Annotated in this window: 21 protein-coding genes; 10 read left to right on the top strand and 11 right to left on the bottom strand. The window is 68.8% G+C overall.

Annotated elements, in window-relative coordinates; genetic code table 11:
* Window positions 1-2: 2 nt before the first annotated feature.
* Window positions 3-2,453: an acyl-CoA dehydrogenase gene (locus RHOOR87_RS0116405; protein WP_027485634.1), complete on the bottom strand. Its 2,451-nt coding sequence runs from the start codon at window positions 2,451-2,453 to the stop codon at window positions 3-5.
* 9 nt (window positions 2,454-2,462) lie between these two features.
* Complete coding sequence (locus RHOOR87_RS0116400; RefSeq protein WP_015446821.1) at window positions 2,463-3,383, bottom strand: alpha/beta fold hydrolase; 921 nt, start codon at window positions 3,381-3,383, stop codon at window positions 2,463-2,465.
* 129 nt (window positions 3,384-3,512) lie between these two features.
* Between RHOOR87_RS0116400 and RHOOR87_RS0116395 the strand changes: the two genes are divergently transcribed.
* The 5 genes from RHOOR87_RS0116395 to RHOOR87_RS0116375 all read left to right on the top strand — a co-directional run bounded on the left by RHOOR87_RS0116395 (window position 3,513) and on the right by RHOOR87_RS0116375 (window position 8,061).
* Window positions 3,513-4,091, top strand: coding sequence for a TetR/AcrR family transcriptional regulator (locus tag RHOOR87_RS0116395; protein ID WP_015446820.1), 579 nt, complete (start codon window positions 3,513-3,515; stop codon window positions 4,089-4,091).
* A gap of 127 nt (window positions 4,092-4,218) precedes the next feature.
* Window positions 4,219-6,003 (top strand): phosphoenolpyruvate carboxykinase (GTP), encoded by a 1,785-nt coding sequence (locus tag RHOOR87_RS0116390; protein WP_027485633.1) that lies wholly within the window; start codon window positions 4,219-4,221, stop codon window positions 6,001-6,003.
* Between the two features lie 143 nt (window positions 6,004-6,146).
* Window positions 6,147-6,692, top strand: coding sequence for a sigma-70 family RNA polymerase sigma factor (locus tag RHOOR87_RS0116385; protein ID WP_027485632.1), 546 nt, complete (start codon window positions 6,147-6,149; stop codon window positions 6,690-6,692).
* A complete protein-coding gene (locus RHOOR87_RS0116380) occupies window positions 6,689-7,141 on the top strand; it encodes a hypothetical protein (RefSeq protein ID WP_015446818.1) in 453 nt (150 codons plus the stop codon). Before RHOOR87_RS0116385 ends, RHOOR87_RS0116380 begins: the two co-directional genes overlap by 4 nt.
* Before the next feature lie 17 nt (window positions 7,142-7,158).
* The gene (locus RHOOR87_RS0116375) at window positions 7,159-8,061 is read left to right on the top strand and encodes a DUF4097 family beta strand repeat-containing protein (RefSeq protein ID WP_027485631.1); all 903 of its coding nucleotides are present in this window, start codon (window positions 7,159-7,161) and stop codon (window positions 8,059-8,061) included.
* Between the two features lie 72 nt (window positions 8,062-8,133).
* Here the strand turns inward: RHOOR87_RS0116375 and RHOOR87_RS0116370 are convergent, their stop codons facing one another.
* Window positions 8,134-9,042, bottom strand: coding sequence for a hypothetical protein (locus RHOOR87_RS0116370; RefSeq protein ID WP_027485630.1), 909 nt, complete (start codon window positions 9,040-9,042; stop codon window positions 8,134-8,136).
* Between the two features lie 242 nt (window positions 9,043-9,284).
* Between RHOOR87_RS0116370 and RHOOR87_RS0116365 the strand changes: the two genes are divergently transcribed.
* Window positions 9,285-12,185: an EAL domain-containing protein gene (locus RHOOR87_RS0116365; RefSeq protein ID WP_027485629.1), complete on the top strand. Its 2,901-nt coding sequence runs from the start codon at window positions 9,285-9,287 to the stop codon at window positions 12,183-12,185.
* A 16-nt stretch (window positions 12,186-12,201) separates the two neighbouring features.
* Here RHOOR87_RS0116365 and RHOOR87_RS0116360 read toward each other — a convergent pair whose 3' ends face one another.
* Window positions 12,202-13,101, bottom strand: a complete 900-nt coding sequence (locus tag RHOOR87_RS0116360; RefSeq protein ID WP_007510848.1) for an Hsp33 family molecular chaperone HslO — start codon at window positions 13,099-13,101, stop codon at window positions 12,202-12,204.
* Window positions 13,102-13,211: 110 nt separating this feature from the next.
* Between RHOOR87_RS0116360 and mtgA the strand changes: the two genes are divergently transcribed.
* Together mtgA and RHOOR87_RS0116350 are read left to right on the top strand one after the other, a co-directional pair.
* Complete coding sequence (gene mtgA, locus RHOOR87_RS0116355) at window positions 13,212-13,952, top strand: monofunctional biosynthetic peptidoglycan transglycosylase (RefSeq protein WP_027485628.1); 741 nt, start codon at window positions 13,212-13,214, stop codon at window positions 13,950-13,952.
* 98 nt (window positions 13,953-14,050) lie between these two features.
* Window positions 14,051-14,479 carry a CBS domain-containing protein gene (locus tag RHOOR87_RS0116350; protein ID WP_007510852.1) on the top strand — a complete coding sequence of 143 codons (429 nt, stop codon included), beginning with the start codon at window positions 14,051-14,053 and terminating at the stop codon, window positions 14,477-14,479.
* A gap of 26 nt (window positions 14,480-14,505) precedes the next feature.
* Here the strand turns inward: RHOOR87_RS0116350 and RHOOR87_RS0116345 are convergent, their stop codons facing one another.
* A complete protein-coding gene (locus tag RHOOR87_RS0116345) occupies window positions 14,506-15,768 on the bottom strand; it encodes an MFS transporter (protein ID WP_043795776.1) in 1,263 nt (420 codons plus the stop codon).
* Between the two features lie 117 nt (window positions 15,769-15,885).
* Between RHOOR87_RS0116345 and RHOOR87_RS0116340 the strand changes: the two genes are divergently transcribed.
* Entirely contained in the window at window positions 15,886-17,496 is a 1,611-nt protein-coding gene (locus RHOOR87_RS0116340) for a choline dehydrogenase (RefSeq protein WP_027485626.1), read from the top strand.
* Here RHOOR87_RS0116340 and RHOOR87_RS20845 read toward each other — a convergent pair.
* The 3 genes from RHOOR87_RS20845 to RHOOR87_RS0116330 are packed head-to-tail and all read right to left on the bottom strand — an operon-like array spanning window position 17,481 to window position 20,038.
* On the bottom strand, window positions 17,481-18,182 hold the full coding sequence (locus tag RHOOR87_RS20845) for a hypothetical protein (RefSeq protein ID WP_231381822.1): 702 nt from the start codon (window positions 18,180-18,182) through the stop codon (window positions 17,481-17,483). The genes RHOOR87_RS0116340 and RHOOR87_RS20845 overlap by 16 nt on opposite strands.
* 15 nt (window positions 18,183-18,197) lie before the next feature.
* Window positions 18,198-19,403: a M48 family metallopeptidase gene (locus tag RHOOR87_RS20840; protein ID WP_231381821.1), complete on the bottom strand. Its 1,206-nt coding sequence runs from the start codon at window positions 19,401-19,403 to the stop codon at window positions 18,198-18,200.
* Between the two features lie 47 nt (window positions 19,404-19,450).
* Window positions 19,451-20,038 (bottom strand): LemA family protein, encoded by a 588-nt coding sequence (locus tag RHOOR87_RS0116330; protein WP_027485625.1) that lies wholly within the window; start codon window positions 20,036-20,038, stop codon window positions 19,451-19,453.
* 55 nt (window positions 20,039-20,093) lie between these two features.
* Between RHOOR87_RS0116330 and RHOOR87_RS0116325 the strand changes: the two genes are divergently transcribed.
* Window positions 20,094-21,407: a serine hydrolase domain-containing protein gene (locus RHOOR87_RS0116325; protein WP_027485624.1), complete on the top strand. Its 1,314-nt coding sequence runs from the start codon at window positions 20,094-20,096 to the stop codon at window positions 21,405-21,407.
* A gap of 69 nt (window positions 21,408-21,476) precedes the next feature.
* Here the strand turns inward: RHOOR87_RS0116325 and RHOOR87_RS0116320 are convergent, their stop codons facing one another.
* The 3 genes from RHOOR87_RS0116320 to gcvH all read right to left on the bottom strand — a co-directional run bounded on the left by RHOOR87_RS0116320 (window position 21,477) and on the right by gcvH (window position 24,432).
* On the bottom strand, window positions 21,477-22,505 hold the full coding sequence (locus RHOOR87_RS0116320) for an energy transducer TonB (protein WP_027485623.1): 1,029 nt from the start codon (window positions 22,503-22,505) through the stop codon (window positions 21,477-21,479).
* A gap of 385 nt (window positions 22,506-22,890) precedes the next feature.
* Window positions 22,891-23,427: a met regulon transcriptional regulator MetJ gene (metJ, locus tag RHOOR87_RS20905; RefSeq protein WP_081491641.1), complete on the bottom strand. Its 537-nt coding sequence runs from the start codon at window positions 23,425-23,427 to the stop codon at window positions 22,891-22,893.
* Window positions 23,428-24,036: 609 nt separating this feature from the next.
* Entirely contained in the window at window positions 24,037-24,432 is a 396-nt protein-coding gene (gcvH, locus tag RHOOR87_RS0116310) for a glycine cleavage system protein GcvH (RefSeq protein ID WP_007510870.1), read from the bottom strand.
* Window positions 24,433-24,451 lie beyond the last annotated feature (19 nt).

The raw sequence follows: 24,451 nt of genomic DNA, 5'->3' as shown, positions 1-24,451 counted from the left end.
ATTCAGGAGGCGTCCGCCCGCGTCTTGAACGCGCGCAGCTCGTCGCTGTCGAAATCGTCCACCGAGATGAACTCGAACACACCTTCGCGCACGTGCCTGAGCAGGTTGGCCTCGGCTTCGGAAATCACCCCGGCCTGCTGCGCCTCGGCCAGCTGGTCGAGGTAATCGTGCGCGGTGAACTGGCCGGATTTCTGCGCCTTGCCGAACTTGCGCTCGACCGGCTCGGCGGCGATCACGTCCGGCAGCAGCGCCTTCATGCGGCCGATCGTGTTGTTCGGCGTGGGCGTGGTGTAGACCCAGTCGGTGAGGCGGTCGAGCGCCTCGTTCGGAGCGGTGAGCAGCGCGGCGACGCGGCGGCCGAGGCGGTCTGACGGCGGCACCTCACGGCGACCCAGCGGGAATACCAGTGCGCGCAGCAGCCACGCCACCGGGCGCACCGGGAAGTTGCGGATCGCGCCGTCCAGCGCGTTCTGGATCAGCCACATGCACTGATGGAAGCCCCAGGCCAGGAACGGGCGATCGGCTTCCGGCCGGCCGTTGTCCTCGTACTGCTTGAGCATGCTGCTGGCGATGTACAGGTAGCTCAGCACGTCGCCCAGGCGCGCCGACAGCTTCTCCTTGAACTTCAGCTTGCCGCCGAGCACGCCCATGAACACGTCGGCGGTGAGCGCCAGCGCAGCCGAGTAGCGGTCGAGCTTGCGGTAGTAGCGGCGGGTGTAGGCGTCACCGGCGGTTTCGCCGAGGCGTGCGCCGCTCACGCCCATCGCGAAGCTGCGCACCGCGTTGGAGATACCGAAACCGATATGGCCGAACAGCAGGCGGTCGAACGTCTTCAGCTGCTCGCCGCGGTCGGCGATCGACAGCGCCTGCATTTCCTTCAGCACGTACGGATGGCAGCGGATCGCGCCCTGGCCGAAGATCATCAGGCTGCGCGTCATGATGTTGGCGCCTTCCACCGTGATCGCGATCGGCACCGCCGACCAGCCGCGGCCGGCGTAGTTCTTCGGACCGAGCTGCACCGCCTTGCCGCCGTGCACGTCCATGGTGTCGGCGGCGATCTGCCGTGCCCATTCGGTGGCGTGGTACTTGGCGATCGCCGACGGCACCGCCGGCTTCTCGCCGCGGTCGACCGCCGCCGCAGTGGCGCGCGACAGCGCGGCGGTGGCGTAGGTGAGGCCGCCGATGCGCGCCAGCGCTTCCTCGACGCCCTCGAAGCGGGCCACCGCCAGGCCGAACTGCTTGCGCATGCGTGCATACGCGCCGGTCGCCAGCGCCGAGGCGCGCATGCCGCCGGTGGCGTTGGACGGCAGCGAGATCGCACGGCCCACCGACAGGCACTCGACCAGCATGCGCCAGCCGTGGCCGGCCATCTGCGGCCCGCCGATCAGCACCGACAGCGGCGCAAACACGTCCTTGCCGCGCACCGGGCCGTTCTGGAACGGGATGTTCAGCGGGAAGTGGCGGCGGCCGATCTCCAGCCCCGGTGTCGAGCGCGGCAGCAGTGCCAGGGTGATGCCGAGGTCTTCCTTGTCGCCGAGCAGGTGCTCGGGGTCGTACATGCGGAAGGCCAGGCCGACCACCGTGGCGATCGGCGCCAGCGTGATGTAGCGCTTGTCGAAGGTGAGCTTGATGCCCAGCGTCTCGACGCCGTCGACCACCTGCTTGCAGACGATGCCCACGTCGGGGATCGAGGTGGCGTCGGAACCGGCGTACGGGCCGGTCAGCGCGAAGCAGGGAATCTCCTCGCCCACCGCCAGGCGCGGCAGGTAGTGGTTCTTCTGCTCCTCCGAACCGTAGTGCAGCAGCAGCTCGGCCGGCCCCAGCGAGTTCGGCACGGCCACCGTGGAGGACACCGTGGCCGACGCGGTGGACAGCTTCTGCAGCACCGCCGAATGCGCCAGCGCGGAGAACTGCAGGCCGCCGTACTGCTTCGGGATGATCATGCCGAAGAAGCGGTTCTTCTTGATGAACTCCCACACCTTCGGCGGCAGGTCGGCCAGCTCGTGGGTGATCTGCCAGTCGTCGATCATCGCGCACAGCTCTTCCACCGGGCCGTCCATGAAGGCCTGCTCCTCCACGGAGAGCTCGGGCTTGGGCTGCTTCAGCAGTTCGTGCCAGTCCGGCTTGCCGGAGAACAGCTCGCCCTCGAAGCCGACCGTGCCCGCTTCCAGCGCGGTCTGCTCGGTCTCCGACAGCTTCGGCGTCACCTTGGCGAAGATCTTCAGGATCGGCAGCGTGATCTGCTTGCGGCGGAAATCCACCAGCAGCAGCGGCAGCGCGATCGCCAGCTCGACGATCAGCAGGATCGTGGTGGTCCACGGCGCATGCGCGATCAGGCCGACCACCAGCGTGGCGACGGTGGTGGCGATCGCCCAGCTGCGCAGGCTGCTGCGGTGGTAGGCGCAGGCGCCGGAGGCAATCAACGCCGCCAGCAGGGTCAGTAGCACGGACATCTCAACACCTCATTGCGATTGGGCGGCACCGGCAACGCGCCGGTCGACGGGTAGCGGATCAAGACTCTGCACAAAGCGGGCAACTTCGTGCGTGAAGGCGTCATTCGCATCGCCCGCCACCATGTGCGTGGCGTGCGGCAACTCGACATGCTGCGCGTGCGGCACCAGATGCATGAACTCGTCGACGGTGGCGCGCGACACCACGTCGCTGCGCGCGCCCGAGAGCAGCAGCACCGGCACCTCGATCGTCGTCGCGGCGGCCTGCAGGCGCGGCTGGTAGCGCTCGCTTTCCTGCACCAGGTCGCCCGCCAGCAGGGCCGGATCCCAGTGCCAGCGCAGCCGGCCGTCGCTGCCTTCGCGCAGCAACGGGCGCAGCTGCTGCTCGCTCTTGCGTTCGCGCCGCTGCGGGAGGTAGGCGGCGATCTGCTCGGCCGCCTCGGCGTAGTTCGCGAAGCCGTGCGGATGCGCCTGCATGAAGGCGAGGATGCGTTCCACCCCGGCGGTTTCCCAGCGCGGCGTGATGTCCACCAGCACCAGCGCACGGAACGGCGACGGCCGGATTTCGCCGGCCAGCACGATGCCGAGCAGGCCGCCCATCGACGCACCGACCAGGATCGGCGGCTGCGGCTGCGCTGCGGCCAGGCGCTGCAGGTCGTCGGCAAACTGGTCCATGTGGTAGCCATGGCCGGACTCCGCGCCTTCCGCCATCCGGTCGCTCTCGCCGTGGCCGCGCGCATCGAACGTGACGCAGCGGCAACCCGCCTGCGCCAGCGCCGCCGCCGCGCCGTTCCAGGCGCCGCGGGTCTGGCCGAACCCGTGCGCGAACAGCAGGCTCGGTCGACCCGCCGGGCAGCGCGTCTCCACCGCCAGCGTCAGGTCGGCAGCGCGAAAGCGGCTGAGCAGCGGGGACGTGGGGGCATGGATCACCATACGGAAGAGTATGGATCGCCCCGGCGAGCGGCGTCAACCCTGCGCCTGGCGCCCCCGGCGACGGCCGTGGCGCCAGGCCGGATCGACGTGGCGCATTACAAATGCGTAGGCTGCCGCTACCATACGCACATGAATGTCAGTAGCAAGCCAGAACGCACCCGGCTGTCGGCCGAGGATTGGGAACTTGCCGCCCTGCAGCTGATTGCCGAACACGGCGTCGGCGCACTGGCCGTGGAAGCGCTGGCGCGCCAGCTGGGCGTGACCAAGGGCAGTTTCTACTGGCATTTCCGCACCCGCGAGGCATTGCTGCATGCCACGCTGGAACGCTGGGAGCAGTACGGCGAGCGCGAAGTGCTGGGCCAGATCGAGCAGATCGCCGACCCGCGCCAGCGCCTGCCCGAGCTGTTTCGCCGCGTCGCGCACGAACTGCAGCCGCACCGGGTGTATGCGGCGCTGCTGAAGGCGCTGGATCACCCGCAGGTGGTGCCGGTGATGGCGCGCGTATCGCAGCGGCGCATGGAGTTCCTCACCACCGCCTACCGTGAGGCCGGCCTGGCCCCGGCGCAGGCGCTGAACCGCGCGCGGCTGACCTATGCCGCCTACGTCGGCTTCCTGCAGCTGAACTTCACCCTGGGCCTGCCGCGGCTCAATCATGAAGAGTTCGACGCCTACGTCGAACACATGATCACCACCCTCATCCCGGCCTGACCCTAGCCTGCCGAAAGCCCCGGACGGCGCCATGCGGCGCCGTTTTCTGCTGCATCGAACCTTGCAATACCAGTGCACGCAAACTAGCGTTTCCGGTCACTTTTTCCGAAAACCTCAAGGGGACACGATGGCCAGCAAGCTGGAAGCGCTCGAACAGTGGGTCAACCAGGCGGCGGCGCTGACCCGCGCCGCACGGATCCACTGGTGCGACGGCTCGGACGCCGAATACCAGGCCCTGGTGCAGCAGATGCTGGCCGACGGCACGCTGATCGAACTGAACCAGCAAACCCATCCGGGCTGCTACCTGCACCGCTCCCATCCCACCGACGTGGCCCGCGTCGAGCACCTCACCCTGGTCTGCCACCCGAACCGGGAAGACGCCGGCCCGAACAACCACTGGATGGACCCGGCCGAGGCGCACGCCAAGATCGACGCGCTGTTCGACGGCTGCATGGAAGGCCGCACCATGTACGTGATCCCGTACTGCATGGGCCCGATCGACTCGCCGCTGGCACGCTGCGGGGTGGAGATCACCGACAGCCCGTACGTGGTCGCCAACATGCGGATCATGACCCGCATGGGCGCCGCCGCGCAGGCGCGCATCGAGCGCGAAGGCACGTTCGTCAAGGGCCTGCACTCCATCGGCGAGCTCGACCCCGAGCGCCGCTGGATCATGCACTTCCCGGCCGAGCTCAGCATCAAGTCCTACGGCTCCGGCTACGGCGGCAACGCGCTCTTGGGCAAGAAGTGCCACGCGCTGCGCATCGCCAGCAACCAGGCGCGCACCGAAGGCTGGCTGGCCGAACACATGCTGATCGTCGGCATCGAGAACCCGCGCGGCGAGACGCACTACGTCGCCGCCGCGTTCCCCTCCGCCTGCGGCAAGACCAACTTGTCGATGCTGATTCCGCCGGAAGGCTACCGGCGTGACGGCTGGAAGGTGTGGACGATCGGCGACGACATCTGCTGGATGCACCCCGGTGCGGACGGACGGCTGTACGCGATCAACCCGGAGGCCGGCTTCTTCGGCGTGGCGCCGGGCACCAGCGACGCCACCAACCACAATGCGATGCACAGCATCTCGCACGACACCATCTTCACCAACGTCGCCGTCACCGCCGACAACCAGCCGTGGTGGGAAGGCCTGCCCGGCGCGCCCGTGACCGACTGGCAGGGGCGTCCGTACGACCCGGCCAACGGCCCCGCCGCGCACCCCAATTCCCGCTTCACGGTCAGCGCGAAGCAGTGCCCGACCTGGTCGGAGATGGCCGAAGCCGCGCAGGGCGTGCCGATCAGCGCGATCGTGTTCGGCGGCCGCCGGCCCTCGCTGCTGCCGCTGGTGATGGAAGCGCGCGACTGGAGCCACGGCGTACTGATGGGCGCCGCGATGGGCTCGGAGACCACCGCCGCCGCCACCGGCGCAGTCGGTGTGCTGCGTCGCGACTCGATGGCGATGAAGCCGTTCTGCGGCTACCACTACGGCGACTACTTCGCGCACTGGCTGTCGTTCGACCGGCCCGGCGCGAAGCTGCCGAAGATCTTCCACGTCAACTGGTTCCGCAAGGGCGCCGACGGCAAGTTCCTGTGGCCGGGCTTCGGCGACAACCTGCGCGTGCTGGAGTGGATGATCGACCGCGCCGAAGGCCGCGCGAGCGGCGCGGAGACGCCGATCGGCATCCTGCCGGACGAAGGCGAACTCAAGCTCGACGGGCTCAGGCTCGAGCGTGCCCCGCTCGAGGAACTGCTCGAGGTGGACAACGCCAGCTGGCAGGCCGAGTTGTCGGCCATCGGCGACTACCTCGCCAGCTTTGCCCCGCGCCTGCCCGAACGCCTGCGCCGGGAACAGCAGCGCGTGGTGCAGGCACTGGAAGACGACGCCGGCCCGTCGCGCCTCGAGGCCGCTGCTTCCTGAGGTGTCCAGGCGGCGGGCAGGTCGCCACGACCTGCCCGCGGCACTTGCAGGCCCAGCGTGGCGCGCGCCGTGCAAACCCTTTCGCGCAACGCCGCATCCAAGCTGGCAAGATGACCGCCGCCTGTCCTGCCCTTGGAAGCGCCATGTCGCCCGCCTCAACGCGAGCCAACGACAGCGATGACGTGCGCGCGGCGGCCGCCGGCGACCGCCACGCGTTCCAGCGGCTGTACCGGCTGCACGTAGGTCGCGTGCACGGCGCGGTGTATCGGCTCGCCGGCTACGACCATGCGCGCGCCGAAGACATCACCCAGGATGCCTTTGTCCGCGCCTGGCAGAAATTGCCTGGCTTCCGCCACGAAAGCGCGTTCGGCACCTGGCTGTACCGGCTGGCGGTGAACGTGGCGCTGATGGACATCCGCGCCCGCGGCGCCGACCCGGTCAGCATGCTCGACGACGAGCACCTGCCGGAAACCGGCGAGACCCCGTTCTGCGCCGCCGAGCGCGAAGAGCTGGAACGCGCGATCGGCAGCCTGCCGCCGCGTGCCCGCGCCGTGCTGGTGCTGCACGACATCGAGGGCTGGCGGCATGAAGAGATCGGCAGCGAACTGGGCATGGCGATCGGCACCTCGAAAGCACAGCTGCACCGCGCCCGCGGCCTGCTGCGCAAGCTATTGGGAGAATGCTCGTGAACGAATTCGAATGGCGCCGCCAGCTGCGCGAGTTGCGCCAGCCGCTGGTACCGCGGCGCGACCTGTGGTCCGCGATCGACGCCGTGCTGGAAGATGCCCAGCGCACGGCACCGGCGCCCCTGCCCTTGCGCGAGCCTCGACCGACGCCGCGCCGGCAGGGGCTGATCGCCGCCGGCCTTGCCGCCTCGCTGCTGCTGGCCGGCGGCATCGGCTGGCGCGTGCTGCGGGCGCCGGCGGCCGCACCGCTGGCCGGCAGCCTGAAGTCCTCCACCGACTGGAAGCCCTCCGACCCGCGCCTCACCGGCGCCGCGATCGAGCTGGACGCCGCACGGATGGAATTGCAACTGGCCCTCCGGCAGGCCCCGGATTCACCGGCACTGCAGCGCCTGCTCGGGCGCACCGAACAGCAACAGGCACAACTGCGCCAGCTGGCCCACCAGGCCGGCTGACACTCACAGGAACGACCATGAAAACCGCCCGCTACCTTCCCTTGCTGCTGTGCTTGTGCATCAGCCAGGCCCTCGCCGGCACGCCGATCCAGCTGCGCCACGACGCCACGTCGACCGCCCGCATCAGCATCGGCAACGTCGCCGGCACGGTGAACGTGACCGCCTGGGACCGCAACGAGGTGCAAGTCAGCGGCCGGCTCGGCGACGGCGCCAGGCCGCTGGCGGTCACCGGCACCGACGACAACCTGCAGATCAAGGTCGAACCGCAAGGTGGCCCCGGCTGGTTCAACTGGGGCGGCGACAGCAAGATGGCGCCCACCACGCTGGAGCTGCACGTGCCCAGGGCAGCCTCGCTCGACGTCGACGTGGTCAGCGCACCGCTGGTCATCGACGGCATGGACGGCGGCAGCATCCAGGTCAACACGGTCAGCGGCAAGGCGCGCATCAACGCACGCACGCCCTCGCTGAAGGTGGACAGCGTCAGCGGCGGCATCGAGCAGGCCGGGCAGGCCGGGCAGGCCGAGCTGAAGACCGTCAGCGGCGAGATCCTCGCGCCCGCGCTGGGCCACGAGGTCGAACTGCAGACCATCTCCGGCCGCATCCAGGCCAGCGGCGGGCCGTGGCGGAAGCTCACCCTCAGCACGGTGTCCGGCGACGTGCAGCTCAGCGGCGCGCTGGCTCCCGCCGGCAGCATCGGCATCGACAGCATGAGCGGCGACGTGCAGCTGCAACTGCCGGCGGCCACCTCGGCCAGTCTGCACGCCAGCAGCTTCAGCGGTGACCTGCGCAGCGATTTCGGCACGCCGAAGGAACCCGAGCACGGCCCCGGCAGCTCGCTGGACGTCCGCCTCGGCGACGGTACCGGCAAGATCAACATCGAGACCTTCAGCGGCGACCTGCGCGTGCGCAAGCGGGACTGAACGCACGCGCCAACGAAAAACGCCGTCGCATGGCGACGGCGTTTTCTCATGGGGCCAGCGGAAGAAAACCGCTCAGAGATCCTGGTGATACTGCACGTACGGCGTGCGCGACTGGTCCGGTTCCGGGCCCGCCGGCGTACTGGCCGGTGTGCCGGACGACCACAGGTTCTGCGCGCCGACACTCAGCGAACCGCGCCACGGCAGACGCCAGGTCACGCCCAAATCGATGCTGTTCCAGCGCCGGTCGGCGTTCAGGCCACCCGGAATGCCGGCCTGCGGCTGCATCGTGCGGCCAATCAGCACGCCGCTCAGCGGGCCATGATCGACGCCGAAACTCAGCGCCTTCTGATCCAGCGTATCGACGCCGAGCAGGTTGCCCGGCAGCAGATAGATCCGGCCCACGCTGGCGCCCAGGTCGATGCCGCTCTTGCTGCCCAGCGCCAGTCGGCCATGCGCATTGAGCTGGGCGCTGCTGTCGAAGCTGGACAGGCCGTCAACGCCCGGCGCAGCGCCCGGCAACACGCGCGGCAACACGTTCCTGTTCGGCGTGGTGCTGCTGCCGACGCTGACACCCACGCTGTAACGGCCGGCGTCATAGGTGGCGCCCACCTCGCTGCCGAGCACGCGCAGGCCCGGGTTCGTCCAGGCCTGCTCGCTGACCTGCGCGTGCGCCTGCAGTCGCGGCCCCAGCCCGTATTCCACGCCGGTCGTCATCAGCGTGGAGGCATCCACCACCCGCAGCGCCAGCGGCGCATTCTTGCGCAGCGCCTCGGCGCCGGTGCTGCGATCCGCCTTGAGCGCCAGCAGGCGACCGTCGGCGCCGCGCCACAGCGGCACCACGACGCCGGGTTCAACCTCGGCCGTCTGGTCCGGCGGCTGCGCCAGCAGGCGCTCTGCCATGGCGCTGTCGCCGCCCGCAGACTGCCCGGCCGCAGCAAGCGGCAGCAACAGGGTCAACAGCAGGACGGACAGGCGGCGCATGACGATGGACCGATGACTCGCTCGATAGAGGATACTTGGCTCGAAGTATACCCCGCTTTACGTTTTACTAACACCCCGAAAATCCGTCCCAACGCACAAAACAGCTGCAGCCGATGCCCCTTCGACCTCCCGGCCAGCCGCGGGTTCCCGCCCCGGGGAAAGTGGCGGGGGTGCAGACTTACACGATATAAAGACATGCCACGCCGATCCCGCCAGGTCGCACCGGAACCAGTCGCAGCCCCATGAGTGCCTCACCGACGATCCGCTCATCCCAACCACCGCCGGTGGCACGGGATCTTGCGGCCCTGCACGCGGCGGTCGAACGGCTGTTCGAGGCACCCGACGCCGCCGGCGTGATGGACGTGTGCGAACTCATGCTGGACAACTTCGGCATCCATGGCCGGCTGCGCTGGCGGCGCATGGACGAGCAACCCGGCCATCTGGCCGGGCAGATGGATCTGGCCGAGGACCCGCAAGGCCCGCGCACCCTGGTGCTCGAATGGGCCGACCTGCCGCTGCCCGAAGCCCTGCGCGACCGGCTGGACTGGCTGGGCCGGCTGGCCGACATCCGGCTGCACCAACTGGCCGAGACCAGCCACCTGTACGAGGCGATCTCGCGGCTGGCGCTGGCCGAGAGACTGCAGCGCGCGCTCTACGCGATCGCCGAGCAGGCCGGCGCCGACCACGACATGCCCGAGATGATGCGCTCGCTGCACGCCATCGTCAGCAGCCTGATGTACGCGGAGAATTTCTACATCGTGCTGTACGACGCGGCCACCGACACCGTCCGTTTCCCCTATTACGTCGACATCGCCGATACCGACCCGCCGCCGCCAGACCAGCACCTGCCGCTGCACGGCATGCTGCACAGCCTGACCTGGAACCTGCTGCAGGAAGGCCGCCCGCTGATGGGTTCATTCGAGGAGCTGAAGCAGCAGTTCGGCGACCGCTTCGTGCCGATCGGCCCCAGTTGCGAACACTGGCTGGGCGCGCCGCTGCTGCGCGGCGGCCGCGTCGTCGGCGGCATCGTGATGCAGAGCTACCGTGCCGACACCCATTACTCGCGGCACGACCTGGAATTGCTGAACTACGTGGCGCAGCACGTGCAGACCGCGCTGGAGCGGCGCGAGGCGCACCTCGAGCTGGGCCGCCGGGTCACCGACCGCACCGCCGCGCTGCGCGAGGCCAACCGCGTGCTGCGCCAGCAGGTGCTGCAGCGCCAGCGCGGCGAACGCCTGCAGGCGGCGCTGTTCCGCATCGCCGAGCTGGCCAACACCTCGGACAGCCTGGACAAGTTCTACGCGGCCATGCATCAGGTGATCAGCGGCCTGCTGTACGCGCGCAACTTCTACATCGCGCTGATTGACGAGGAGAACGGCCACCTCACCTTCCCCTATTCGGTGGACGACATGGACAGCGTGCGGCCGCCGCGTGCGCACGGCCGGGGTGCCACCGAGTACGTGCTGCGCCACGCCAAGCCGCTGCTGGCCACGCCGGCGGAAATCGACCGGCTCAGCGCGCTCGGCGAAATCAGCCTCTTCGGCGCACGCTCGGTGTGCTGGCTCGGCGTGCCGCTGATCTGGGGCGGCAAGGCAATGGGCGTGCTGGCGCTGCAGAGCTACTCGCCCGAGCACACCTACAACGAGCGCGATCAGGAGCTGCTGACCTTCGTCAGCTACCACATCGCCAACGCGCTGCAGCGCAAACAGGCCGCGACGGCGCTGAAGCAGGCCTATGCCGGGCTGGAGCGCCGCGTCACCGAGCGCACCCGCGCGCTGGCGCTGGCCAACCGCGACCTGCGCGAGCAGATCGCCGAGCGCGAGCGCGTCGAGCGCCGGCTGAAGTACGAAACGCTGCACGACTCGCTGACCGGCCTGCCGAACCGCACCCTGCTGCTGCAACGGCTGGAACAGGCGATGCAGCGCTACGCCGCCAACCCGGGCGAGCAGTTCGCCGTGCTGTTCATCGACCTGGACCGCTTCAAGGTGATCAACGACTCGGTCGGCCACCTGGTCGGCGACGACCTGCTGTTCCAGGTCGGCGGCCGCATCCGCGCCTGCCTGAAGACGCGCGACGTGGTCGCGCGCCTGGGTGGCGACGAGTTCGCGGTACTGCTGGAGGGCATCGTCGAGACCGGCAAGGCCACCCTGATCGCCGAGCGCATCATCAGCGAGCTGCAGACGCCGTTCCGGCTCGGCACCAAGGAGATCTTCACCTCCGCTTCGATCGGCATCGCGCTGGCCCGCCCGCATTACCGCCAGCCGGAGGAACTGCTGCGCGACGCCGACGCGGCGATGTACAACGCGAAGGACGGCGGCCGCCATCGCGCGGCGATGTTCGACGACCGCCTGCGCCGCGAGGCGCTGTCGCTGCTGGACATGGAGAGCGACCTGCGCCACGCGCTGAGCCGCAACGAGTTCGAGCCGTTCTACCAGCCGATCGTCGAACTCGCGGACGGCCGCATCACCGGCTACGAGGCGCTGCTGCGCTGGCACCATCCCGAGCGCGGCCTGCTGCCGCCGCACGATTTCCTGCTGATCGCCGAAGAGTGCGGCTGCGCCGAGGCGATCGACTGGCAGATCTTCGAGCAGGTGTGCACCCAGGCGGTGCGGCTGATCGGCACCGACGGTTTCATCAGCATCAACGTGTCCGGCCGGCACTTCCGCTCGGCCGACCTCGACCTGCGGCTGCTGGCGCTGTTCGACCAGTACGCCGTGCCCACGCGCTGCATCCGCATCGAGGTCACCGAGCACGCGCTGCTGGAGAACCCGACCCAGGTCAAGCAGATGCTGCAGAACCTGCGCAGCCACGGCGTCGGCATCGCGCTGGACGACTTCGGCACCGGCTATTCCTCGCTCAGCTACCTGCACCAGTACCCGTTCGAGACGCTGAAGATCGACCGCTCCTTCATCACCGAGCTGCCACCGGACGACGCCGAGACGCAAGGCCTGGCCTTGGTGCGCGCGATCCAGGTGCTGGCCGATTCGCTGCGGATGAAGGTGATCGCCGAGGGCATCGAGGAAGAATCGCAGCGGCAGGCGCTGCTGCGCGTCGGCTGCCGCTACGGCCAGGGCTTCCTGTTCGCCGAGGCACAGCCGGCCAGCACCTGGCTCGGCGCGGACAAGCCGCTGCTGCTGGCCTGATCGCGGAACCGAGTGTCTACTGTGCCGTGCCCGGCGCGCCGGGTGCCGCAGCTTCGCTCAACAGGTGTTCGGCGTCGATCCGGTCGAAGTGATAGCGCTGCGCACAGAACTCGCAGACCACCTCGATCTCGTCACCGCGGGCGGCCAGTGCTGCCTCCACCTCGTCGCGGCCGAGCGAGCGCAGCATCGCCGTGACCCGCTCACGGCTGCAGCTGCAGCCGAACGCCAGCGGACGCGGCTCGAACAGGCGCACCGACTCCTCGTGGTAGAGGCGGTACAGCAGTTGCTCCGGCGCGCTGGCCAGCAGTTCCTGCGTGCCCAGGGTGGCGGTCAGGTGCACCACGCGATTCCACGCATCGTCGTCCTGCACCACGGCGTGGCCGCCCTCGCCCGGCATTTTCTGCAGCATCAGGCCGACCGCCTGCTCGCCGTCGGCGGCCAGCAGGATCCGCGCCGGCAACTGCTCGGACTTCGTGAAGTAGTCTTCCAGCGAAGCGGCCAGGTCGGCGTGGCGCAGGTCCACCAGGCCCTGGTAGCGCTGGCCGCGATCGACGTTGCCGATGGTGATGGCCATGATCGCGCCGGCCAGCGCATCCAGCGCCAGCGGCGCGGGCAGCGGTTCGTTCCAGCGCGCCAGCCCGCGCAGGCGGCCCTGGTCGCTGCACTCGGCGAACAGCAGGCGCAACGCGCCCGCGCTCTTCAGCTCGATCGACAGCGCGCCGTCGAGCTTGATCCCGCCGGTCAGCAGCGCACTGGCGGCCAGCGCCTCGCCCAGAAGGGCGTGCAGCGCCGGCGGGTAGTCGGCGCGACCGGCCACTTCGCGCCAGGCCGGCCCCAGCCGCAGCAGGGTACCGCGCACCCCGGCGCGTTCCAGCAGGAAGCGATGCAGCACGTCTTCGGCAGGCAGGTTTTCCACGGCAGCAGGTCTCCTGGAGGTCAAGCGCCACAGATGGGGGCGCCGCGGCGGCCGGACAACGTCCCTTGAACAGGCCCTTATACTGCCCGCGTCCTCCCACGCGTACCGCCATGCCTTTTCCATTCCGCCGCGCCCCGCTGCTACGTCTGCTGCGCACGCTGGCGATCCTGCTGCTGGCATGGCTGGCGCTGAGCTGGCTGGTGGTGCTGGTGCTGCGCTTCGTGCCGCCGTGGACGTCGGCGGTGATGCTGGAGCGCCAGCTCGGCGCATGGCTCCACGGCGAGAAGGATTTCCGCCTGCGCCAGCACTGGGTGCCGTGGACGCAGGTATCCAGCTGGGTGCCGCTGGCGATGGTGGCCGGCGAGGACCAGAAATTCCCCTACCACCACGGCTTCGACCTCGATTCGATCCAGGACGCGCTCGACGCCGCCGACGACGGCCGGCGCCTGCGCGGCGCCAGCACGATCAGCCAGCAGACCGCCAAGAACCTGTTCCTGTGGAACGGCCGCAGCTTCGTGCGCAAGGGGCTGGAGGCGTACTTCACCGTGCTGATCGAACTGACCTGGCCGAAGCAGCGCATCCTCGAGGTGTACATGAACATCGCCGAGCTGGGCAACGGCATCTACGGCGTGGGCGCGGCCAGCGAGGCGTACTTCCACGCCACGCCGGCGCAGCTCGGCCCGGCCCAGGCCGCCCGCCTCGCCGCGGTCCTGCCGAGCCCGCGGCGCCTGCATGCGGACCGCCCCAGCGCCTACGTGCAGCGCCGCGCGGCGTGGATCCAGCGGCAGATGTACCAGCTCGGCGGACTCGGCTACATCGAAGGCCGCACGCCGCCACGCGCCACGCACTGAGCGCGGCGCGACGGGTTCACAACTTCACTACACGCCGGCGTGGTGGCGGCGCTAGACTCGCCCCAGACGGCCCGCCCGGGCCGCTGGGAGACCCAAGCATGAGCCAGGTCAAACATCTGCTGCAGGGCAAGGGCAACGCGATCTACAGCATCGCGCCGGAGGCGCCGGTACTTGATGCGATCAAGCACATGGCCGAGCATCGGATCGGCGCGCTGCTGGTGATGCGCGGCGAGCAGCTGGTCGGCGTCATGTCCGAACGCGACTACGCGCGCAAGGTGATCCTGCAGGGCCGTTCCTCGTCGCAGACCGCCGTGTCCGACATCATGAGCGGCCCCCCGCTGACCGTGAGCCCGGACACCGACGTGTTCGACTGCATGCGCCTGTGCACCGACAGCCGCATCCGTCACCTGCCGGTGGTGCACGACGGCAAGGTAGTCGGCGTGATCTCGATCGGCGACCTGGTCAAGGCGGTGATCGACGCACAGGCCGAGCAGATCGAGCACCTGCAGCGTTACATCACGAGCTGAGACGCGGGCTTTGGGAAAGCATCGGCTCACGCCGATGCTTTCGCCGCCTTGTCCACGGGTGCCTGCTCGTCGGGCGCCAGGTCCGGCGACCAGCCGGCACGCCGGGACACCATTACGGCCAGCGCAGCGACGCCGGCACCGGCCAAGGCCAGGCCGGCCACGCCCCAGCCCAGCAGGCGCAGGCCGCTCACCGCGCTGGTCACCACCACGTCGCCGAAGCGCCACACCGCGGTTTCCACGAAGTTCTTGCCCTTGTAGCGCGTCTCGCGCGGCACCCGCGTATACAGCGCATCCACCGCGGGCTTGGTCATGCCGTAGGCGAAGCCGCGCGTGATCACCTGCATCACGGCCAGCAGCGGCACGCTGTAGCTGAAGAACGCAAAGCTCCCGCCACCGATCAACGCCACCCCGGCCAGCAAGGCCAGATTCACCAGCGACGGGACGACCAGTCCCCAGCCCGCGCCGCGACGCACCAGCAGCCACGGCGTCACGCTCAACTGCAACACCGCACCGAGCAGATTGGTGGCCAGGTCGAGATTGCTGTAGAACAACGTGCGCGCGACCGTGCTGGTGAAATGCGCCTTGGCATAGTCCGCCACCAGCGCATAGGCCAGCGTGCCGATGCCATCGCCGAACAACATCAGCAAAGCCATGTAGCGCAGGAAAGGACGCGACCAGAGCTGCCTGATGCCGGCCCACAGCGAGCCGCCGATCGCCGCCTCGCCAGCGCTGCCCGGCTGCTGATCGTGTTGCGCGGAAAGCCGCAGCAAAAGCGTCAGCGAGAGAGTCAGCGCGCACGCAGAAACCACCAACAACGGCGCCACCCCGATCAGCTGCGTCAGCAGCTTGGTCACCAGCGGACCGAAGACCGCGCCGGCCATGCCGCCCAATGCGATCAGCGAAAACACCCGCCGTGCCTCAGCGCTGGAGAAAATGTCGGCCATGAAGCTCCAGAACAGCGACACCACGAACAGGTTGAACACGCTGGCCCAGACGAAGAACAGCACGCCCAGCTCGCGCGCGCCGATGCGCTCCTGCGCCATGAACGCAGGCACGAAGGCGAGCAGGCACAAAATGAAGAAGCTGTAGCTCCAGCCGAGCAATTGTCTGCGCGGGAAGCGCGCCACCAGCATGCCGAACAGCGGCGTCAGCAGCAGCATCACCACGAACACCGCGCCGTAGAACAGCGGCAGCGACTGCGAGCCGACCGCACCGCTCAGCTGGCCCATGACTGGCCGGATGATGTAGTACGAAGTCATCACGAAGAAGAACGCCAGCGCGGACAGCATCGGCGCGGCGGCTTGTTCCACTGGCAGCGGGCGGGGCAAACTCACGGGTACATCCGGCGTGGGGCGCGGCAAGCCTAGCACGCGGTCACGCTCATTCCGTCACGCACGGGGGACGCCTTGAACCACTACGACTACATCATCGTCGGCGCCGGCTCGGCCGGCTGCGTGCTGGCCCACCGGCTCAGCGCCGATCCGGCCACGCGCGTGCTGCTGCTGGAAGCCGGCCCCGCAGACTGGAACCCGCTGATCCACATGCCCGCCGGCATCGCGCGGCTGGCCAACAACCGCGCGCTCAACTGGAACTACCGCACCGAGCCGGAACCGGCGCTCGGCCAGCGCCGGCTGTGGTGGCCACGCGGCAAGACCCTCGGCGGTTCCAGTTCGATCAACGCGATGTGCTACATCCGCGGCGTGGCGGCCGACTACGACGGCTGGGCCGAAGCCAGCGGCGACCCGCGCTGGTCGTGGCGCGAGGTGCTGCCGTGGTTCCTGCGCAGCGAGGACAACAGCCGCGGCGCCGGCGCGCTGCACGGCGCCGGCGGCCCGCTCGGCGTCGCCGACCTGCGCCACCGCAACGTGCTGTCGGAAGCGCTGCTCGACGCGGCCGCGAGCGCCGGCTTCGCACGCAACGACGACTTCAACGGCGAGCGACAGGCCGGCTTCGGGCTGTACCAGGTGACCCAGCGCGACGGCGCACGCTGCTCGTCGGCCACGGCGTTCCTGAAGCCGGTGCGCCGGCGCGCGAACCTCGACGTGCGCACGCATGCGCTGGTCGAGCGCGTGCTGATCGAGCACGGCCGCGCGGTCGGCGTGCAGTTGCGCCGCGGCCGGCACGACGCCGAACGGATCGCGGCGGGCGAGGTGATCCTCGCCGGCGGTGCGATCAATTCGCCGCAGTTGCTGATGCTGTCCGGACTCGGCCCGGCCGACCACCTGCGCGAGCACGGCATCGCGGTGCTCGCCGACCTGCCCGACGTCGGCGCCCACCTGCAGGACCACCTGGACATCTGCACGCTCGACGGCAACCCGAGCCGCGTCAGCTACGACCACCTCAACGAACTGGCCGCCGGCTGGCGCTGGCTGCGTCACCGCGACGGGCCGGGCAGCTCCAACGTGGCCGAAGCCGGCGGCTTCGTGCGCAGCCGCTTCGCCGCCGACGCGCGCTGCGACCTGCAGTTCCACTTCGTGCCCGCGCTGCTCGACGACCACGGCCGCCATCGCCTGCCCGGCTACGGCTACACCTTGCACGCCTGCCATCTGCACCCCCGCAGCCGCGGCCGGCTGCGCCTGCACTCGGCCGATCCGGCGCAGCCGATCGCGATCCACGCCAATTACCTGGGCGACCCGGAAGGCCACGACCTGAAGCTGCTGGTCGAGGCGGCGCGACTGTCGCGCGAGATCCTCGACCAGGCCGCGTTCGCGCCCTACCGCGGCGCGCCGGTGTTCCCGGAACGGCGCATCGCCAGCGACGCCGAGTACGTCGACTTCATCCGGCGCAAGGCCGAAACCATCTACCACCCGGTCGGCACCTGCCGCATGGGCAAGGACGATCGCGCTGTGGTCGACAGCGAGCTGCGCGTGCGCGGCGTGGATGGGCTGCGCGTGGTGGACGCCTCGGTGATGCCCACCCTGCCGACCGGCAACACCAACGCACCCACCATCATGATCGCCGAGCGGGCGAGTGCGTTGATTACGGGAGGGAACGGCGGGAGTCAAGTGGCGACTTGACCCCCTCCGTCCTCTCCCAGCGGCAGCGGGCAATGCAGGCTGGCGCAGATCACCCGCAACAATTCGGCCTCCTCCACGCTGACCTGGCCGTCGGCGTGGACCGCGCACAGCAAGGCCTGGATCACCAGCTCCTTGGCCATCGGGCTCAGGCCGTCCAGATCGTCCAGCGCGCGCTCGAACGGCGCCTGCCAGGCCGCCGGCGGCGGCGTCCAGTCGATCGCCTCGCCGGGGAACGCCTGCTGCATCGCCAGCAGCCAGGCGCGCCTTACGCTGGCCTCGTCCGAACAGCCGGCCGCGGCGACGATGGCACAGACCAGGATCACGCTGTCGCGCGCCGCCGGAAGCTTCTTCACGCCGTCGACCGGTGCACGGCGCGGCGAACTTGCCTCGCTCAGGTGAATGCGCAGCAGCCGTGCCAGGCAGTACTCGTTGATGTCGACCCGGCCATCCACCTTGACCAGCTCGTCCAGCGCGCGCAACAAAGTCTGCTGGCGCCCGTCGGGCAATTGCTTGAGCGCGGGAAACGCCAGCGCGACCAGCGGCAGGCGCGCGATCGGCGCCAAGGCGGCCAGGGCGGAAGCCTGCGCCTGCACGGCGCGCTGCACGTCGTCGCCAAAGGCATCGGCGACGATCCGGCGCTGCGCCGGCTGCAGCTCCGCCTTCAAGGACAGCGCCAACGCCAGCATCACCGTCAGCGCGGACTAGGGCTGCTGCACGGCTTCGCTCAGGCTCGCCGGCATCGCCTGCTGCACGGTCGCGACACGCCGGAACGCCGGCGCGGCCGCGGCCACGCCGCCGGCCAGCACGCCCGTCAGGATCGGCGGCAACGGCAACCCCGGCATGCCCGGCACGCCCGAGGCGGCGGCCGGGCCGTTCGCCTGCGCAGGCGGCGCCGCTTCGCGCTGCATCCCCGCCGCCATGCGTGCCAGGTCAGCCTCCTTGAAGCCAGGCTGCAGCGTTCGAATGCGCTCGAGCAAGGGCGGATGGGTAGCGAACAGCGCATTGAAACTGCCTGCCTCGCCGAACAGCATGTGCGCCACTTCCTGCCTGTTCGCCACCTGCAAGGCGGAGCCTTCGGCGTTGATCGCGATCTTCTTCAACGCACCGGCGAGGCCATCGGTCTGGCGGGTGAACTGCACCGCCGAGGCGTCCGCCAGCGCTTCGCGCGAGCGCGCCACCGCGGCCTGGATCAGGCGTGCGAAGAAGTAGCCGATGTAGCCGACCACCATCAGCGCCGCACCGATCAGCAGCACCTGGCCGCCGCTGCCTCGGCGACTGCCGCGGCCGCCACCGAACTGGAGCACCTTGCGCCCCACGACCGCCAGCACCAGGATGCCGAACAGCAGGCCCATCAGGCGGATGTTGAGCCGCATGTCGCCGTTCAGCACATGGCTGAACTCGTGCGCGATCACACCTTGCAGTTCGTCACGCGTGAGGTTGTCCAGGCAGCCCTGGGTCACGCACACCGCCGCGTCGGAGGCGGAGTAACCGGCGGCGAAGGCGTTGATGCCCGCCTCGTCGGCCATCAGGTAGATGTCCGGCACCGGCACACCGGAGGCGATCGCGACCTCCTCGATCACGTTGCGCAGCCGGCGCAGCTGCGGGTCGCGGGTATCCGCCGGCACCGCCACCGCGCCGACGCTTTCAGCGACGGCCTTGCCGCCGCCGGACAGGCTCATGATGCGGAACAGCGAGCCGAGTCCGATCCCGGCGATCACCGCGCCACTGCTGGCGAGGAGCAGCGGCAGGTTCGACGCGGCCGGCTCGCCTTCGGCCGGATGGTGGCCGAAGGCAAGCCACGCCGCCGCGTCGATCGCCGCCACGATCGCCACCACCGCCAGTACGAACAGCGCCACCAGCCGCCGGCTGCTGCCGCGCACGCGCGCCTGTTGCGCAAAGAAATCCATGCAAGCTCCCGGAGTGCGCCGCGGCATGCACCGCGACGCGGCGGCGATCAGCCGAAGGAGACCTTCGGCGCGTCGCGCACGGCCGGATTGTCGATCGCGAGCGGCTCGGCGGCGGCGAAGCCGAAGCCGTTCGCCACGAACGACGCGGGAAAGACCTCTCGCCGGTTGTTGTAGGTCAGCACTGCATCGTTATAGGCCTGCCGCGCGAACGCCACCCGATTCTCGGTGGAGGTCAGCTCTTCGGAGAGCTGCATCATGGTCTGGTTCGCCTTCAGGTCGGGGTACGCCTCCTGCAGCGCAAACAAATGGCCCAGCGTCTGGGTCAAGGCGTTTTCGCTGCTGGCCAGCTGCTGCATCGCGGCCGGGTCGCCCGGGTTGGCCTTCGCGCCGGCCAGTTCGTTGACCGCCGCGTTGCGTGCCTGCACCACGGCTTCGAGGGTGCCGCGCTCGTGCGCCAGGTAGCCCTTGGCCGTCTCGACCAGGTTCGGAATCAGGTCGTGGCGACGGGTGAGCTGCACGTCGATCTGCGCGAACGCGTTCTTGTAGCCGTTGCGCGAAGTGACCAGTCCGTTGTAGATCGCCACGAAGTACAAGACAATCAGAACGACGACTATCAGGAAGATGATCAGACCCATCGTCAAGCTCTCCACCCCAAGGCGCATCCCCACGCCGGAACCACGCCAGAATACCATGCAGTTTCAGAAGATCTTCCTGCTGATCGCCGGCACCCTGGGGCTGGCTTGCACGCCGCTCCGCGCCGCCGCATCACCCGCCTCCCCGGCACCCGCCATGCTGTCGATCAGTGTCGACACCGCGCCGCAGCAACTGCCGCCGGCACGCGTCAAGCAGACCCTCGCGGACTACCAGCGCTGGTTGAACCGTCTCGCCCAGCGCGACGCGGTGGCCGGCCTGGCCACCGCGGTGGTGATCGACGGCAAGGTGGTGTTCGAGGGCACCGTCGGCTATGCCGACACCGCCACCAAGCAGCCGATCAAGCCGGACACCGTGTTCCGCCTCGCCTCGCTGTCCAAGGCATTCGCCACCGCCATCGCCGGCCTGCTGGTCGACGACGGCAAGCTGGACTGGAACACCAAGCTGGTCGACGTGCTGCCGTACTTCAAGCTGAAGGACATGCAGGCCGCCGCGCAGGCCACCGTCGGCGACATCCTGGGGCAGCGGCTGGGCCTGCCGCGCAACACCTACGACAACATGCTCGAAGGCGACACTTCGTACGAAGAGCTGGTGCGCAAGCTGGACGAGGTCGACATGATCTGCGGCGTGGGCCAGTGCTACGGCTACCAGAACGTCGCCTTCAGCATGATCGGCGACGTGGTGCTCGCCCGCACCGGCGACTTCTTCTATCACCAGGTCGACAAGCGCATCTTCTATCCGCTGGGCATGACCACCGCCAGCTACGGCCGGGCCGCGCTGGAATCCAGCAAGAGCTGGGCGCGCCCGCACCGTGCCACCAGCCGGGGCTGGGTGCCGTTCGATCCGAGCGAGACCTACTACCGGGTCGCGCCGGCGGCCGGCGTCAACGCGAGCCTGCGCGACATGGAGAAGTGGCTGATCGCACAGATGGGCGGTCGCCAGGACGTGCTGCCCACCTCCTTGCTGGACACGTTGCACACGCCCGGCGTCGCCACCCCCAGCGAACTGTACGCCACCGCCTGGCGTCGCGGGCGGCTGAGCGGCGCGTACTACGGACTCGGCTGGCGGGTCTACGAATACGGCGGCGAAACGCTGATCTATCACGCCGGCGCCGTGGCGGGCTATCGCACCATGATCGGCTTCTTCCCGAAATACCGCGCCGGCGTGGTCACCCTGTGGAACTCCACCGGCCCCACACCCAGCGGATTGATGCCGATGGTGTTCGACGACCTGCTGGGCCTGCCGCACGTCGACTGGGCCAACCTCGAGAGCCCCGCCAAGCCGGTGGCGCAACCCCGGGCGAAGGCCAAGGCGAAACCACGCGTGCATCGCCGCACGCCGCGGCACCGCTGAGCCGCCGCCCAAAAGAAGGGCGGCGCATGCGAAACATGCGCCGCCCGGGTTGCCACGCTCACGCTCCGATCAGAGCTTGAACTCGATCCGCTGCTGCTTGACGCTGGAAACGGCCACGCCATCCTTCATCGCCGGGTTGAAGCGGTAACGCTCCACCGCATCGACCGCGGCGCGGTCGAAGACATGCCGCGGCTGCGATTCGACCACCTTCACGTCGCTGGTCCTGCCGTCCGGATCGACCGTGAACGACACCACCACCCAGCCTTCCTGGCGGGCGCGCATCGCGGCCGTGGGATAGCGGGCGGCCGCGCCCTTCACCAGCACCGCCGCCGTGGTCCCGCCTGCCGCCGTGCTGCCGCCGTCCGCCGCAGCGGAGGCGCCGCCATCCGCCGCCGACTGCTGACGCGGCTGCTGCGCGACGCGCGACTGCTCCGTCTTCTGCTGCGCGGCCAGCTGTGCCTTCTGCTGCTCGGCCAGCTGATCCGCCGCCAGCTTGTCCGCCGCGGCTTTCTGGGCGGCCAGCTGTGCGGCCTTTTCCTGATCGACGGCCTGCTGTTGCTGCTTGTCCAGCGTCTTGCGCTGGGCATCCAGTTTGGAGCGGAGGATGGTCAGCGTGAAGTTGGCCGGATCGGCCTTCGCCAGCAGCTCGATCTGGCGCTGTGCCTCGCCGAGGTCACGCGAGTTGATCGCCTGCTCGGCCGAACTGGCCGCGAACGGGAACGTCTCGCGCAACGCGTCGGAGGCCACCTTGTTGCCGGGCTCCTTTTCCAGCACGCGCAGATAGAACTCGAACGCGTTGTTGCCGGCCGGTGCCAGGTAGCGCTGCTCGTTCATCGCGGTGCGCGCCTCGGCGAGCAACTGGTTGAGATCCATCGCGGCCACATTGGCCGGCGGCGGCGGCGCCGCCCGCGTCGCGGTGGAAACCGGTGTGGACGGATGACCGCCTGAGTCGGCCATGATCAGGTCCTGGTGCGGCTTGATGATCAGGAACCACGCACCCACGGCGAGCAAGGCGAAGATGGCGATGATGGCAATGACCAGGGGCCGGACGGCCCCACGCGCATGCCGACGCGTATCAAGTATGTATCGGGTATCCATGGTCTCTCACTGAGTGTCGACAGATACCCGCGCTTTTTCCCCCTGTCGATCCAGGAGCGGCGAATCCCCCGGATTCACCGCGGCGCGGATGTGCAGAAGGTAGCTCCAATGGCGAAGCACGGCAAATCATGCGCAAGGTCACGCTACCGGCCGGAAATCTGTTCCAGGCAGGCATCGTCGCGACCTTCGGAAAACGGCACGCTCGGGGTGGGCGGCGAAAGGCAACGCGGGCATGCCGCCGGTTGCGCGCACGGATATTCCACCCCCTGAAACGAAGCGTCCCGGCCAGGCCGGGACGAAGGCTTCTCGAAGTGCTCTCCCCGCGCTGGGCACCGCGGGGAGAGAAGTCGATGGCTTGTCTTATTGTGGGGTGTCGCGTGTCGCCTTACTTCTTCGCTTTGGCCTTCGCGGTCTTGGTGGCCTTCACCACCTTGGCCGGTGCAGCTTTCTTGGCGGCGGCCTTCTTCGGCGCAGCCTTCTTCGCGACCTTCTTCACGGCAGCTTTCTTGGCGGCCGCCGGCTTCTTGGCGGCAGCTTTCTTGGCGGCCGGCTTCCTGGCGGCAGCCTTCTTGGCGGCCGGCTTCTTGGCAACCGGCTTCTTGGCGGCGGCCTTCTTCACGGCGGGTTTCTTGGCGGCGGCCTTCTTGGCGGCCGGTTTCTTTGCAGCGGATTTCTTGGCAGTGGCCATGGTTCGTCTCAGCTCCTCATCAGTTGGCAGTGGTTGCCCAGTAAAAGCGTGCAGGAACGCTTCGACCAACACATCACTGTTGGTAGCGTGCCGAAGATTGTTCACTTGACGGTGGGTGCGCAAATCAGAAAGCCGCCGCAGCACATGCAGCGGAATCGAGACGGTGATCTTGCGTACTGCATTGGCCTTTTCACCGTGCTCGACATACGGCTTGATGAATTTCGTTGTCGCCATAAAACGCATTCCCCGTGATCTGTTGCGAAAGCTATCCCCGAAGATTTCGCCTGTCAATTGATTTCAGTCATCAATTCCACCCGCTTGCAGCCGCCCCAAACCGCCCCGAGGCCTGCCACAACAAGGCTTCCGGGGCATTTGCACGATTCATCAAATAGACGTCTGGACGTCCATACGATATTTTCAAGAAAATCTTTGTGCCCCTTGAAACCGTTGGTACACAACGATTTCAAGACATGCAGCCATGGCCTACCGGAAAATGAGCATCGCACGGCGCCATTCGCGCGAGGCGCGTTCCGAGCCGCCGGCAGGCGGCCTGCAGATGAACGGAACACGACTGAAACCACCAGGACCCGCGTTCCGGCGCAGGCAAAAAAATCCCTCGCCCACCCTGCCCTCGCCCCGGCGACGGCGCGAACGAGACGCGCGGCGGCGTCGGGCACTCGTCGCCGAGGCGCTCGCTCGACGTCATGCCGGACACGCCGCGTCGACGAAGGCGCGCCTGCGCGACGCCGGCTGCACGCACGCCGCGGACAGCAGGTCGCCGTCGCAAAAACGCCGCCGGCCGCACTGGGCGGCCGGCAAGGTCGAACCTGATCGCGTGCGAGGTCAGTGGTCTTCGTTCTCGACCAGTTCCTCGTAGTCGTTCGCGTCGAGCAGCTCGTCGAGCTCGCCGCGATCGCTGGGACGCACCAGGAAGATCCAGCCTTCGCCGAACGCGTCCTCGTTGATGGTCTCAGGCTTGTCGTTGAGCAGCTCGTTGACCGCGACGACCTCGCCGGACACCGGCGAGTAGATGTCCGAGGCAGCCTTCACCGACTCCACCACGGCCGCACCGGCACCCGCCTTCACCGCGGAGCCGACTTCGGGCAGCTCGACGTAGACCAGGTCGCCGAGCTGGTCTTGCGCGTGGTCGGAGATGCCCACCCGGACCAGGCCGTCGTCTTCGGCGCGGGCCCACTCGTGGGACTTGAGGAATTTCAGATCGCCGGGAATCTCGCTCATGATCGGGGTCCAGTCGTTG

This window comes from Rhodanobacter sp. OR87 (assembly GCF_000473345.1).
Classification (GTDB): domain Bacteria; phylum Pseudomonadota; class Gammaproteobacteria; order Xanthomonadales; family Rhodanobacteraceae; genus Rhodanobacter; species Rhodanobacter denitrificans.
This window is presented reverse-complemented; position numbering and strand designations above follow the sequence as displayed.

What these genes read in the sequence shown, in the direction of transcription:
- RHOOR87_RS0116405 (WP_027485634.1), bottom strand. Translation starts at nt 2,453, where the DNA reads ATGTCCGTGCTACTGACCCTGCTGGCGGCGTTGATTGCCTCCGGCGCC.
- RHOOR87_RS0116400 (WP_015446821.1), bottom strand. Translation starts at nt 3,383, where the DNA reads ATGGTGATCCATGCCCCCACGTCCCCGCTGCTCAGCCGCTTTCGCGCT.
- RHOOR87_RS0116395 (WP_015446820.1), top strand. Translation starts at nt 3,513, where the DNA reads ATGAATGTCAGTAGCAAGCCAGAACGCACCCGGCTGTCGGCCGAGGAT.
- RHOOR87_RS0116390 (WP_027485633.1), top strand. Translation starts at nt 4,219, where the DNA reads ATGGCCAGCAAGCTGGAAGCGCTCGAACAGTGGGTCAACCAGGCGGCG.
- RHOOR87_RS0116385 (WP_027485632.1), top strand. Translation starts at nt 6,147, where the DNA reads ATGTCGCCCGCCTCAACGCGAGCCAACGACAGCGATGACGTGCGCGCG.
- RHOOR87_RS0116375 (WP_027485631.1), top strand. Translation starts at nt 7,159, where the DNA reads ATGAAAACCGCCCGCTACCTTCCCTTGCTGCTGTGCTTGTGCATCAGC.
- RHOOR87_RS0116370 (WP_027485630.1), bottom strand. Translation starts at nt 9,042, where the DNA reads ATGCGCCGCCTGTCCGTCCTGCTGTTGACCCTGTTGCTGCCGCTTGCT.
- RHOOR87_RS0116365 (WP_027485629.1), top strand. Translation starts at nt 9,285, where the DNA reads ATGAGTGCCTCACCGACGATCCGCTCATCCCAACCACCGCCGGTGGCA.
- mtgA (WP_027485628.1), top strand. Translation starts at nt 13,212, where the DNA reads ATGCCTTTTCCATTCCGCCGCGCCCCGCTGCTACGTCTGCTGCGCACG.
- RHOOR87_RS0116350 (WP_007510852.1), top strand. Translation starts at nt 14,051, where the DNA reads ATGAGCCAGGTCAAACATCTGCTGCAGGGCAAGGGCAACGCGATCTAC.
- RHOOR87_RS0116345 (WP_043795776.1), bottom strand. Translation starts at nt 15,768, where the DNA reads ATGCTGTCCGCGCTGGCGTTCTTCTTCGTGATGACTTCGTACTACATC.
- RHOOR87_RS20845 (WP_231381822.1), bottom strand. Translation starts at nt 18,182, where the DNA reads ATGCTGGCGTTGGCGCTGTCCTTGAAGGCGGAGCTGCAGCCGGCGCAG.
- RHOOR87_RS20840 (WP_231381821.1), bottom strand. Translation starts at nt 19,403, where the DNA reads ATGGATTTCTTTGCGCAACAGGCGCGCGTGCGCGGCAGCAGCCGGCGG.
- RHOOR87_RS0116330 (WP_027485625.1), bottom strand. Translation starts at nt 20,038, where the DNA reads ATGGGTCTGATCATCTTCCTGATAGTCGTCGTTCTGATTGTCTTGTAC.
- RHOOR87_RS0116325 (WP_027485624.1), top strand. Translation starts at nt 20,094, where the DNA reads ATGCAGTTTCAGAAGATCTTCCTGCTGATCGCCGGCACCCTGGGGCTG.
- RHOOR87_RS0116320 (WP_027485623.1), bottom strand. Translation starts at nt 22,505, where the DNA reads ATGGATACCCGATACATACTTGATACGCGTCGGCATGCGCGTGGGGCC.
- metJ (WP_081491641.1), bottom strand. Translation starts at nt 23,427, where the DNA reads ATGGCGACAACGAAATTCATCAAGCCGTATGTCGAGCACGGTGAAAAG.
- gcvH (WP_007510870.1), bottom strand. Translation starts at nt 24,432, where the DNA reads ATGAGCGAGATTCCCGGCGATCTGAAATTCCTCAAGTCCCACGAGTGG.